Consider the following 12,225-nt stretch of genomic DNA (forward strand, 5'->3'; position numbering starts at 1 on the left):
CTCCGATCGCCGCCGCAGCGATGCTGGCTTCGTAGAAGGACAGCCGGCCCTCCTAGCGCGACCGACGCCTGCACACCCGCCGCCACGCCAGCAGCAGAAGCAGCAGCACCACCAGGACGGCGACGCCGCCCGGCACCAGATAAGGCTGGGCCTTCGCCAGCAGCGGCACGGGGCCGCCATCGCGGGACTGCTGCACGTCCGCGGGCGTGACCCGCAGATCCGGATTGCCGTAGCTCGCCAGCACGTAATTGGAAATGTCCGCCACCTGCTGGTTGGTCAGCGGATTGACGTAGGACTTCTGATCGAAGCGCGGCATCAGCACGTGCTGATCGCCGACATTGCGGTCGATGCCGTACAGGATGGTCGCGACCAGATTGGCCGCCGTGCCCGCGCCGGTGGCCGTGTTGTGGAACAGCGAGGGATAGGCCTGGTTGGCGCTGCCCGCGCCGCTGGACTGGTGACAGCTGGCGCAATAGCCGCTGAACAGCGCGGCGCCGGACTTCAGGCTGGCGGTGGCGGTCTGGCTGTCCAGGCCGCGCCGCCGCGCCTCGTCGCTGGCCGCGCGGCCCTGGTCATAGGCGGTCCCGGCCGGGCGCTTGCTGTCCGCCGCGGACTCGGGGCCGACCGGCGCGGTGCTCTTCAGGTAGGCCGCGATCGCCCGAAGGTCCGTCTCGGGCATGTGCTGGAAACTGTTCTCGACCGCCTCGGCCATCATGCCGCCGGCCTGGGCCTTGCCGGCGACGCGACCGGTGCGCAGGTACTGCACCAGTTCGTCCTCCGACCAGCCGCCGATGCCGGCAACAGGATCCGAGCTGATGTTCGGCGCGTACCACGGCCCGACGGGGCCACCGCCCAGCGCGCGGCCGGCGTCCTCAGCCATGAGCGCGTTGCGCGGCGTATGGCAGCTGCCGCAATGCGCCAGCGCATTGGCCAGATAGGCGCCACGGTTGATCTGCTCGCTCTTGGACGGATCCGGGGTATAGCGCCGGTTGTCCAGGAACAACAGGTTCCATCCCAGCATCGAGGCCCGCACGCTGAACGGGAACGGCAGCCGCGTGACGGGAGCGGGTTCATCCACCGGGGCCACGCCCTTCATGAAATAGGCGTACAGCGCCTTCATGTCCTCGTCGGTGATCAAGGTGTAGGACGTGTAGGGCATGGCCGGATACAGCCGCGCGCCATCCTTGCGCACGCCCTCGCGCAGCGCGCGGGCAAAATCCGCCTCGCTGTAGTCGCCGATGCCCGCCGTCCTGGACGGCGTGATGTTGCTGGCGTAGATGACGCCCAGCGGACTGTTGATGGGATAGCCGCCGGCATATGGCTTGCCGCCGCCGGCCTGCGTGTGACAGGCCAGGCAGTCGGCGGCGATGGCCAGCGAGCGGCCGCGTTCGAGCAGGCGCGCGTCGGCCTCGGCCGGCGCCTGCGCGGCGGCGCCGGCGGCCAGCCCCAGCCACAGCGCCGCGCCCAGGCCCAGGCGCAGCCAGGCGCGCGGGCGCGGGGAACCCGGATCGGAAACGACATGCGCGGAGCGGGCGGCGGGCATCATGCGGCGGCATCCATCTGCTTGGCGATGGCCGCCGCGGCCTTCAGGCCCAGGGCGGCCATGCTCAAGGTGCTGTTCACCACGCTGGCCGAGGGCATCGCGCCGCCGCCCGGCAGCCAGAGATTGTCGTGGTCGTGCGCGCGGCAGTCGCCATTCACCACCGAGTCCTTGGGATTGGCGCCCATGATGACGCTGCCCATCATGTGGTTGTTGGCGTTGAGCTGTGTCGTGATGCGGAATTCGGTGGCCTGGAACAGCGTGCCGATATGCCGCAGCTGCGCGTGGGCGGCCTCGGCGCCCTTGCGCACGTAGTCGCCCACGTCGTAGTTGACGTCCGGACAGGGCAGCCCCAGCGGATCCATCCGCGTCTTGCTCAGGGTCAGGCGGTTGTTGGGGTCCGGCAGCGGCTCCAGGCTGATCGACAGGTCCACGCCATGCGCGGCGCGGCGGCGGATCTCGGCATCCAGCGCCTTGCCGGCCAGGCCCATGTCCATGGCGGCCTGCGTGGCCGAGGCGACCTGGGTGATGTTGTTCAGGATCATCTTGTTGGCCGAATAGGCCGAACGGAAGGCGCCGTCGCGCGGCCCCACCAGGCAGCTGCTCTGCGCCGGGCCGCGTCCCGGCCAGAGCGGTTCGCTGGCCAGGAAGAAGCAATGGAAGCCCGAGTGGTCCATGATGTTGCGGCCCACCTGGTCAGACGAATTGGCGATGCCGGCGGGGTTGCGTTCATTGGCGGCCATGAGCAGCAGGCGCGGGGTTTCCAGCGCGTTGCAGGCCAGCACGAAATGCCGGCCGGTGGCCTTGTGCGACTTGCGCGCCTGGTCGTACCAGTGCACGGCGGTGACGCGGTTGTTCTCGTCCGTGTCGATCTTGTAGACCACCGCCTGCGGCAGCACGATGGCGCCCTTCTCCTCGGCCGCCTGGACATGATGGATGCCGTTGTACATGGCGCCGACCGGACAGATCGGCTGGCAGTTGTTGTTGCCGCAACAGGTGGGACGGCCGCGCCAGGGCCGCGTGCTGCGGCCCTGCGGAATGGGCACCGAGCGGTAGCCATGCGGGTTCACCACGTCGGCGAAACGCTGGTCGCCATAGGCCCACGGCACCATGTCCATCGGATAGGGACCGCTGCGCTCGACCGGCGATTGCTGCGCGGGATCGTTGGGACCGGCCACGCCCATCTCGTTCTCGGCCTGCAGGTAGTAGGGCTCCAGCTCCTCGTATGATATCGGCCAGTCGCGGCCCACGCCGTAGGCCGATTGCATGCGCAGGTCCACCGGCAGGTGGCGCCAACACGACGCCGCCCAATGCCAGGTGGTGCCGCCCACGGTGCGCAGATAGCCCTGCTTGAAGCCGCTGCCGCTGGGACCGGTCAGGTGAACGTAGTTGTTTTCCGGGAAATACAGCGGCGCCGGCGCCAGCGGGGACTGTGGATACAGGCCCTGGAAATCGGATCCCAGGCGATTGGCGAAGGGCATGTTGCGCCAGTTTTCCACGGCCTGGGCGCGCTCGATGCGCAGGCCGGCCTCCAGGATCAGCACGGAGTGGCCGCGGGCGCTCAGCTGGTCCGCGATCATCGCGCCCACGACGCCCGAGCCGACGACGACGATGTCCGCGCGTGCGTCGCCGTCGGCGGAGAATTCTGCTTGTCTCATAGGGTTGCGCCAGGTGAAGCGATCAGGGGAGGCTCGGGCGGCATGGCCGCCGGATCCGGCGGCGCCGCCGTCCACCAGAGCGGGCCATAGCTGCAATAGGTGGGCACGGTGAGCGCGTCGCGCACGGGCTGGTACATCAGCGCCTCTTCATAGGCGACGACGACGGCGGTCGGCCCGCGTCCCACGGTGCCCGTGTACCAGGCGGCGACGATGTCGCTGGCCAGGTCCTGCAGCCCGGCCTGCCTGGCCGCGGCCATCAGCGCGTCGGCGGTGGGATGGCTGGCGGCCAGCGCGGCCAGCCTGGGCCAGTCGCCGGCCTGACGCACGCCGGAACGCTCCAGCGCGTCGCGCATGCGGCGCGCGGTGACGGGGTTCAGGTGGGCGTGGTCGGTCAGCGCGCGCGACAGCGCGAGGAAACCATCGTCGGCCACGGGCGCGGCAGACGGTTGCGCGGCGGGTTGAGCACAGAGCAGGGAGGGATAGGCCAGCAGTCCGGCTTCAAGCCCGACGCCGGCCAGGCCCAGCATGAGCGCGCGGCGGCGCGGCAGCGCGACCTGCGCGTCGGTCTCGGAAGGATCCGGGGCCGGGGTGCCTGAGGAGGGCGATTCCACGGTGATCTGTCCTTTCCAGTAAAACACTGCGGTTTACTTTATCGGATGCACCTGACAGGAAGGTGTACTGTACTCCTCTGCCCCATGGGCAACAATTTTCCATTTTCCGCATTGCCGCGCGGCGGTTTTCATGCCCGGCCGCGCCCAGCCCACATTCTCCGGAGCGTTCCATGGCAAAGATAAGCATCGATTTCGTCTCGGACGTGGCCTGCCCGTGGTGCGCGGTGGGCCTGGGCGGCCTGCTGGCCGCGATCGAGCGGCTGCGCGGCGAGGCCGAGGTCGAACTGCATTTCCGGCCCTTCGAGCTGAACCCCGACATGCCCAAGGGCGGACAGAACACCATCGAGCGCCTGATGGCCAAGTACGGCTACGACCGCGAGCGCATCCAGGCCAACCGCAAGGTGATCAGCGAGCGCGCGGCCGCCGTCGGCATGCCGATGCGCATGGCCGACGACAACCGCTCCTACAACACCTTCGACGCGCATCGGCTGCTGCATTGGGCCGGGCTGCAGGATCCCGCCCTGCAGGTCGCGCTTAAGAAGCGCCTGCTGGCGGTCTATCACGACGACAACCTGGACACGAGCGACGCCGAGGTGCTGGCGCGCGCGGCGGCCGACGCCGGCCTGGACGAGGCGCAGGCGCGCGAGGTGCTGGCGTCCGGCCGCTATGCCGATGCGGTCAGGACCGAGGAAGCGCAATGGCGCGATCGCGGCATCACGTCGGTGCCGTCGGTGATCCTCAACGGCAAGTACCTGGTGTCCGGCGGCCAGCCGACGGACGTGTTCGAACAGGCGCTGCGCCAGGTGGCGCAGGAAGGCTAGATCCCCGACCCGGGGCTTGCCGTCACGGGGCGTGACGTATCGGGATGCGGCGTAGCGGGACGCCGCGCATCAGCCCCGGCGCTCAGACCCGTCCGCCCAGCTGCGCCATGCCCGGCTTGGCTCCGGCCGGCCCCAGCTTCTCGTAGTTGTTCTTCAGGATGATGCCGGCGTAGTAGACATGCTCGCGCATCAGATCCTCGGCGCGCGCGCCGTCGCGCCCGATGATGGCGTTGACGATGCGGTGGTGGTCATCGTGCGAGCGCAGGATGATGCCGTGGTCTTCCCACAGGACGATGCGGTCCGACGCGTAGGGAATGGCCTGGGCCTGCGTGGCGAAGCGCCTGACCCAGGGATTGCCGGCGGCTTCCAGGATGCTGTTGTGCAGCGTGATGTTCACCTGCTGGTACGGCATGTGGTCGTCGGGCAGCAGCACGCCCTTGCCCAGGATGCGGTCGCCTTCGTCCAGGCAATTGCGCAGGGTCGCGACCGCGTCGTTCGACAGGCCGCGCATGGCCGCCTGGCGACAGGCCAGCCCTTCCAGCGCGGCCCGCACCTCGTAGGCCGCCACGATCTCGCCGATGTCATAGGCCCGCACCGTGTAGCCGCGCTTGGGCAGGTGTTCGAGCAGGCCCTCGTTGCCCAGCGTCGCCAGGGCGGCGCGCACCGGCGTGCGCGACACGCCCAGCTTCTCGGCCAGCGGGATTTCCTCCAGGCGCGCGCCCGGGCTGAACTTGCCGTGCAGCACCCAGTCCCGCAGCGTGTCGGTCACGTGTTGAGATAGCGTATCCATGCCGCATTGTATACATGAAGAATACATACGTTCCCGCCACCGGGTTCGCATCAGGGCTTTCCCCAGTGAATTCCCCAATGAAGACTGATTTCCCTCAAAGCAAGATCAGGGAAAGCCCTTATATATGCGCGACCAGCATGTATACATAATCGCAAAAAATTTTAAAGCCGCCGTTGCCGTTCCCCAGGCGGACGGCACGATCGCCAGGAGACAGCATGTCCAATGTATCCACGCCCGCCGCGGGCGCCGCTTCCCGTCTTGCCCTGGTCACGGGCGGCGGCGGCGGCATCGGCGCCACCATCTGCCAGGAGCTGGCGCAGGCCGGCTACCGGGTCGTGGTGTCGGACGTGGATGCCGGCCGCGCGCGCCGCGTGGCCGACGAACTGGGCGCGCCGCATGACGCGCGCGCCTTCGACGTCAGCGACGAAGCCTCGGTCATGGCGGCCTTCGACGACATCGAGACACGCCACGGCCCGATCTCGGTGCTGGTCAGCGCCGCCGGCCTGCTGCTGTTCCAGGACAACGGCGAACGCCCGCTGATCAAGGACACCACGCTGGATATCTGGGAACGCAGCTTCGCCGTGAACGCGCGCGGCGTGTTCCTGTGCGGACGCGAATTCCTGCGCCGCCGCGAAGCCGCGCCGGTGCAGCACGGCCGCGTCGTCACCTTCAGCTCGGTGGCCGCGCAGCTGGGCGGCTACCGCTCCAGCGCTTCGTACATCGCCGCCAAGTCCGCCGTGCTGGGCCTGACCAAGGCCATGGCGCGCGAATCCGCGCACCTGGGCATCACCGTCAACGGCATCGCCCCGGGCCTGATCGACACCGACATGCTGCGCAGCACCGTCACCAGCAGCGGCGCGCTCGCCGCCGCCGCGCAGGCCATCCCGCTGGGCCGCATCGGCACCGTGCAGGACGTGGCCGCCGCCGTCCGCTTCCTGGCCTCGGAAGACGCCGCCTACATCACGGGCAGCATCATCGATGTCAACGGCGGCTACCGCATGCAGTAGCAACACCCGGCCGTTCCACGCAGTCGTTCGAATTTGGCGGCATGTCCGCCCAGTACCCAGACCAGTACCCAGACCAGCGCCAGTCCCGGTCCGCTTCGCGCCATGCCCGCCGCACAGGGCAGCATCCGGCGTGGACGGTCCTGACGGCAAAAAAATGATCAGCAACGGGAGACAACCATGAAGACCAGCAGTCGCTTCGCCGCCGCCGCGCTTTGCGCGTGGGCGGTCGCCACCGGCGCCCAGGCCCAGCAGGAACCGGGCATCACCGACAAGACCATCAAGATCGGCGTGTTCGCGCCGCTGTCCGGCGCCGGCATGGCCTACGGCTTCGACGTGATGAACGCGGCCAAGATGTACTACGCCAAGATCAACAAGGAAGGCGGCATCCATGGCCGCCAGCTGGAGCTGGTGATCGAGGACGATCGCTGCAACGCCAACGACCTGGTCGCGGCCGTGAAGAAGCTGACCGAACAGGACAAGGTCTTCATGCTGAACGGCGGCTCCTGCTCGGCCGCCGTGGTGGCCGCGCGCGAATACGTCGAGCGCGAGAAGATCCCGCTGCTGATGCTGAACGCCTCGGGCGACGGCGCGCTGTATCCGCCGTCCAAGTACATCTACGGCGCGTTCTCGATCTCGCAGCACGCCGTGGGCGGCTCGATGATGCAGTTCGCCTCGGAGCACCTGAAGGCCAAGAAGGTCGGCTACATCAACCACGATGACGCCTACGGCGGCTGGAACCTGGAAGCCGCGCGCGCCCAGGCCAAGCAGCTGGGCGGCGTGGACCTGCAGGTGCAGTCGGTGAACCCGAACATCACCGACGTGACCGCGCCCATGCTCAAGATCCGCGCGGCCAATCCCGACGTGCTGCTGCTGACCACCTACGCCCGTCCGGCCGCGCTGATCATCAAGAAGGCGCAGGAACTGGGCTGGAACAAGCCCATCGTGCTGGCCGTCAACGGCACCGCCGACCTGAAGCAGCTGGTGGAGAACGTCGGCAACAAGGACGCCTTCAAGAACGTCTACATCCAGGACGTGCTGTCCGACCTGCCCGGCGGGCCCAAGCTGACCTGGGTCTACGACATGTACAAACAGGCCTATCCCGACCTCGCCGCCAAGCCCGGCCATCCGCAGACCTACATGCCCTACGGCATCCCGCCGGCGATGGCGGTGGTCAACGCGCTCAAGGCCGCCGGCCCGCAGCCCACCCGCGAGAAGGTGCTGGCCGCGCTGGAAACCATGAAGTTCGATTCCGGCGTGATGGCGGGTCCGATCGAGTTCGGCCCGAATGACCGCGCCGCTCAGGAATCGGCCATCTACATCAAGTTCGACGGCACCAGCATGTCGCTGGTCCCGGGCGCCTTCAAGAGCGTCTGGCAGTACCAGCCTTAATCACACGGGCAGCGCCCGCGCGATGGCGCAGCATCGCGCGGGCCGCCGGAGACCATCATGAGTTTTGCCGATATCTGGTTGTTCCTGCAGCAGGGGGTGCTGTCGGGACTGGTGACGGGCAGCGTGTACGCGCTGCTGGCCGTCGCCGTCGTCATCGTATTCAAGACCACCGACGTGCCGAATTTCGCCCAGGGCGAGATCTTCATGGTCGGAGGCTACATCGCATTGTTCCTGACCCTGGTGCTGGGCTGGCCCTACCTGGTCGTGATTCCCGTCACGCTGCTGGCGGTGGCCGTGGTGGCCGCGCTGTTCCAGCGCGTGGTGATGGAGCGCGTGATCGCGTCCAAGGGCGTGGGCGTGCAGCTGGTGATCGCCACGCTGGGCCTGGCCTACGCGCTCAAGGGCCTGGTGCGCCAGAGCGGCCTGGGCGACACGCCGCGCTCGCTGCCGCCGCTGGCGCCCACCGACGCCATCATCATCGGCGACGCCGTGCTGACCCAGCTGGACCTGGTGATCTTCGCCGTGGCGGTGGCCGTGATGCTGCTGCTGTTCTGCATGTTCCGCTACACCCGCGTCGGCCGCGCCATGCGCGCCGTCGGCATGAATCCCAAGGCGGCGCGCCTGACCGGCGTGAACCTGGCCCGCATCCGCATGCTGGTGTGGGCGCTGGCTGGCCTGATCTCGTCCGTGGCGGCCCTGCTCATCACGCCCAAGATCCTGATCACCCCGGACATCGGCCACATCGCCATCCTGGCCTATGCCGCGGCCATCGTGGGCGGCATCACCAGCCTGCCCGGCGCCGTGGTCGGCGGTTTCGTGATCGGCGTGGCCGAGAACCTGGTGGGCCTGTTCATTTCCACCAACGCCATCGTGGTCGCGCCCTTCGTCGCCATCATGGTCGTGCTGCTGCTGCGTCCGCAAGGCCTGCTGGGCGGCAAACTGCAGGTGAAGAAAGTATGAAAACCAACCGCATCGACCACGCCCTGCTGGCGCTGATGGCCATCGCGCTGGCCGTGTTGCCCTTCTACACCAGCGGCTATGTCATCTACGTCGTCAACCTGCTGCTGGTGTTCGTGGTGCTGGCCCTGGGCCTGCACCTGGTCATCGGCGAGACCGGCCAGTTCGCGCTGTCGCACGCCGCCTTCTACGGCGTGGGCATCTACACCGCCGGGCTGATCAACAACCTCTGGCATCCGCCCTTCTTCGTCTCCATCGTGGCCGGCGGCCTGCTGGCCGCCCTGATGGGCTATGTGATCGGCGCCCTGGCGCTGCGCATGCGCGACATCTACCTGGCGCTGTCCACCTTCGCCTTCGGCGAGGCCATGCAGTGGGTGTTCCTGAACTGGGATGCCGTCACCAACGGCTCCAACGGTTTCCGCATCTCGCCGGCCACGCTGTTCGGCTACGAACTGGTGTCGGACATCAAGGCCTATCCCTTCGTCGTGCTGATCGCCGCGCTGCTGTTGTGGACCACCGTGCTGCTGTCGCGCTCGCAGCTGGGCTCGGCGTTCCGCGCCGTGCGCGAGAGCGACGTGGCGGCGCAGGCCATGGGCGTGAACGTCAACGCCGTCAAGCGCGCGGCCTTCACGCTGTCGGCGGCCTATGCCGGCATCGCCGGCGGCATGTACACGCTGTTCGCCTCCTTCATCCATCCCGAAAGCCTGGGCTTCCAGACCACCATCCTGATCCTGACCATGGTGGTGGTGGGCGGCATCGGCTCGGTGCGCGGCGCCATCGCCGGCGCGCTGATCTTCGGCCTGATCTCGGAACTGCTGCGCCAGGCGCTGTCGTTCCAGGAAATCATCTATGGCGTGATTCTCATGGGCTTCATGATGTTCGCTCCCAAGGGGCTGTTCGCCGGCCGCCAAGGCGCGCGCCGCGCGGCGGCGTCCGCCGTGGTTGCCGCCAAGACCAAGCAAGGGAGCGCCGCATGAGCCAGCACCCCCACCTCGAGGTGCAGGGCCTGACCGTCAAGTTCGGCGGCCTGACCGCGATCAACGGCCTGTCCATGCAGGTCGAGCGCGGCCGCATCCACGCGCTGATCGGCCCGAACGGCGCCGGCAAGTCCACCACCTTCAACTGCATCTCGCGCTACTACCGTCCCACCAGCGGCCGCATCAGCTTCGACGGCGCCGACATCACGCGCAAGAAGCCGCATGAAATGGCGGCGCTGGGCGTGGCGCGCACCTTCCAGAACCTGGAGCTGTTCGGCGCGCTGTCGGTGCGCGAGAACGCGCTGCTGGGCACCTACGCGCACGGCGCGGCCACGGCCGGCGCGCTGCTGCGTCCCGCCGGCGCCGAGGCGCGCGAGCGCGTCGAGCACCTGCTCGAACGCGTCGGCCTGGCCGACTTCCTGGACACGCCGGCGTGCAGCCTGGACTTCGGCCGCCAGAAGATGCTGGAACTGGCCCGCGCGCTGGCGATCTCGCCCAAGCTGCTGCTGCTGGACGAACCCGCCGCCGGCCTGCGCAACCGCGAGATCGAGACGCTGGACCGCCTGCTCACCGAGCTGTGCGAACGCGACGGCATCACCGTGCTGCTGGTCGAGCACGTGATGCAGCTGGTCATGTCGATCTCGGATCGCATCACGGTGATGTCCTTCGGCGAGAAGATCGCCGAGGGCACGCCCGCGGAGGTGCGCAGCAACCCCCGCGTCATCGAAGCCTATCTGGGCAAGGGAGCCGCCGGTGGCTGACTATCTGCTTGAAGTCGAGGCGGTATCGGCCGCCTACGGCAATATCCGCGCCCTGCAGGACGTGTCGCTGAAGGTGCCGCAAGGCGCCATCGTGGCGCTGCTGGGCGCCAACGGCGCGGGCAAGTCCACCACGCTGAACGTGATCTCGCGCCTGGTCGCGCCCACCGCCGGCGGCGTGCGCTTCGCCGGCGAGGCCATTCATCGCCTGCCGGCCGACGCCATCGTCGGACGCGGCATCGTGCAGGTGCCCGAAGGCCGCGAGATCTTCCGCGACATGAGCGTGCGCGAGAACCTGGAAATGGGCGCCTACCTGCGGCGCGACCGCGGCGCCATCAAGGGCGACCTGGACATCGTCTGCGACACCTTCCCCCGGCTGCGCGAGCGCCTGGAGCAGAAGGCCGCGACGCTGTCCGGCGGCGAGCAGCAGATGCTGGCGACCGGCCGCGCCATGATGGCGCGCCCCCGCATGATCCTGCTGGACGAGCCGTCCATGGGGCTGTCGCCGCTGGTGGTGGAGCAGATCTTCGAGATCATCCTGCGCCTGAACCGCGAGCAGGGCATCACGATCCTGCTGGTGGAACAGAACGTGAAACTGGCGCTGTCGGTATCCAGCTACGCCTACATCCTGGAGAACGGCGAACTGGCGCTCGAAGGCGAATCCGCCGCGCTGGCCGAGGACGAGGCCGTGCAGAAGGCGTATCTCGGCTAGTCCCCCGAAGCGCCTGCGGCGCCTCCCCCCAAGGGGGCGCCGCGACGGACCGGCGGAGCCGGATCCGTGCGGCCGCGCTTGGAGAGGACTGCGGCATGCGGCGCGCGGCGCCTTGGGTAACGGTATTGAAGTGGGTGCGTGGATCGGGAGGAACGAGATGACGTCGATGCAAGACAAGCTGGTATTGGTGACGGGCGCCGGGCGCGGGCTGGGCGCGGCGATCGCGGCGGGCTTCGCGCGCGAGGGCGCGCGGCTGATCGTCGCGGACCTGGACGCGGCGCTGGCCACCGCCAGCGCACAGGCCATCCGCGATGCCGGCGGCCGCGCCGTCGAGGCCACGCTGGATGTCACCGACGCCGATGCGGTGCGCGGTTTCGCCGCCGATTGCGCGGCGCGCCACGGCAATATCGACGTGCTGGTCAACAACGCCGGCATCTCCGCCCGCGCGGCCTTCGACGATCCGCAAACGCCCGAGATCTGGGACCGTCTCATGGGCGTGAATCTGCAGGGCGCGTTCAACGTCACGCACGCCTTCGTCGAACAGCTCAAGGCCGCGCGCGGCGCCATCGTCAACCTGTGCTCCATCGTCGCCTATGGCTGCGGCATCTCGACCGCCGGCTACGTGGTGTCCAAGGGCGGCGTGCGCTCCTTCACCGAAGTGCTGGCGCGCGATCTGGCGCCGCATGGCGTGCGGGTCAACGCCGTGGCGCCCGGCCTGATGGAAACCGACATGACGGCCGGCCAGCGCGCCCAGGACCACGGCACCGACTGGTACATGCGCCGCGCCCCCATGGCGCGCGCCGGCCGCGCCGACGAGATCGTCGGCCCGGTCCTGTTCCTGGCCTCGGACATGGCCAGCTATGTGAACGGCGTGGTGCTGCCCGTGGACGGCGGCTACCTCGCCGTATAGGAGACATCATGAACGCATCGAGTCCGACGCCAGCGGCGGCCGGCGAGCCAAAGGCCAGCCCCGGCAAGGCCCTGGTCACCGGCGGCGCCAGCGGC

12 protein-coding genes are annotated in these 12,225 nt (G+C 68.6%); 8 read left to right on the forward strand and 4 right to left on the reverse strand.

Translation table 11 applies throughout. From position 1 onward, the window contains the following. Positions 1-52: 52 nt before the first annotated feature. From C2U31_RS02185 to C2U31_RS02195, 3 genes are read right to left on the reverse strand one after another with little or no spacing between them, the layout of a single operon-like run. Entirely contained in the window at positions 53-1,546 is a 1,494-nt protein-coding gene (locus tag C2U31_RS02185) for a cytochrome c (protein WP_233772606.1), read from the reverse strand. After that, a complete protein-coding gene (locus C2U31_RS02190; RefSeq protein ID WP_103271340.1) occupies positions 1,543-3,198 on the reverse strand; it encodes a GMC family oxidoreductase in 1,656 nt (551 codons plus the stop codon). The genes C2U31_RS02185 and C2U31_RS02190 overlap by 4 nt, the downstream gene beginning before the upstream one ends. Further along, positions 3,195-3,809, reverse strand: a complete 615-nt coding sequence (locus C2U31_RS02195) for a sorbitol dehydrogenase family protein (RefSeq protein ID WP_233772609.1) — start codon at positions 3,807-3,809, stop codon at positions 3,195-3,197. The genes C2U31_RS02190 and C2U31_RS02195 overlap by 4 nt, the downstream gene beginning before the upstream one ends. Before the next feature lie 170 nt (positions 3,810-3,979). Between C2U31_RS02195 and C2U31_RS02200 the strand changes: the two genes are divergently transcribed. Continuing rightward, entirely contained in the window at positions 3,980-4,630 is a 651-nt protein-coding gene (locus C2U31_RS02200; protein ID WP_103271341.1) for a DsbA family oxidoreductase, read from the forward strand. Between the two features lie 82 nt (positions 4,631-4,712). On the opposite strand, the gene C2U31_RS02205 is transcribed toward C2U31_RS02200, so the two are convergent. Then, entirely contained in the window at positions 4,713-5,420 is a 708-nt protein-coding gene (locus C2U31_RS02205; protein ID WP_103271342.1) for a GntR family transcriptional regulator, read from the reverse strand. A 215-nt stretch (positions 5,421-5,635) separates the two neighbouring features. Between C2U31_RS02205 and C2U31_RS02210 the strand changes: the two genes are divergently transcribed. The 7 genes from C2U31_RS02210 to C2U31_RS02240 all read left to right on the forward strand — a co-directional run bounded on the left by C2U31_RS02210 (position 5,636) and on the right by C2U31_RS02240 (position 12,130). Beyond that, positions 5,636-6,427 (forward strand): SDR family NAD(P)-dependent oxidoreductase, encoded by a 792-nt coding sequence (locus C2U31_RS02210; RefSeq protein WP_103271343.1) that lies wholly within the window; start codon positions 5,636-5,638, stop codon positions 6,425-6,427. A gap of 177 nt (positions 6,428-6,604) precedes the next feature. Continuing rightward, a complete protein-coding gene (locus C2U31_RS02215; protein WP_103271344.1) occupies positions 6,605-7,816 on the forward strand; it encodes an ABC transporter substrate-binding protein in 1,212 nt (403 codons plus the stop codon). Positions 7,817-7,873: 57 nt separating this feature from the next. Then, a complete protein-coding gene (locus C2U31_RS02220) occupies positions 7,874-8,776 on the forward strand; it encodes a branched-chain amino acid ABC transporter permease (protein WP_103271345.1) in 903 nt (300 codons plus the stop codon). Beyond that, positions 8,773-9,750 carry a branched-chain amino acid ABC transporter permease gene (locus tag C2U31_RS02225; RefSeq protein ID WP_103271346.1) on the forward strand — a complete coding sequence of 326 codons (978 nt, stop codon included), beginning with the start codon at positions 8,773-8,775 and terminating at the stop codon, positions 9,748-9,750. The genes C2U31_RS02220 and C2U31_RS02225 overlap by 4 nt, the downstream gene beginning before the upstream one ends. After that, a complete protein-coding gene (locus C2U31_RS02230; protein ID WP_103271347.1) occupies positions 9,747-10,511 on the forward strand; it encodes an ABC transporter ATP-binding protein in 765 nt (254 codons plus the stop codon). The genes C2U31_RS02225 and C2U31_RS02230 overlap by 4 nt, the downstream gene beginning before the upstream one ends. Beyond that, on the forward strand, positions 10,504-11,220 hold the full coding sequence (locus C2U31_RS02235; protein WP_103271348.1) for an ABC transporter ATP-binding protein: 717 nt from the start codon (positions 10,504-10,506) through the stop codon (positions 11,218-11,220). Before C2U31_RS02230 ends, C2U31_RS02235 begins: the two co-directional genes overlap by 8 nt. A 157-nt stretch (positions 11,221-11,377) precedes the next feature. Beyond that, positions 11,378-12,130, forward strand: a complete 753-nt coding sequence (locus C2U31_RS02240; RefSeq protein WP_103271349.1) for an SDR family NAD(P)-dependent oxidoreductase — start codon at positions 11,378-11,380, stop codon at positions 12,128-12,130. Positions 12,131-12,225 lie beyond the last annotated feature (95 nt).

Source organism: Achromobacter sp. AONIH1, assembly GCF_002902905.1.
Lineage (GTDB): Bacteria > Pseudomonadota > Gammaproteobacteria > Burkholderiales > Burkholderiaceae_B > Achromobacter.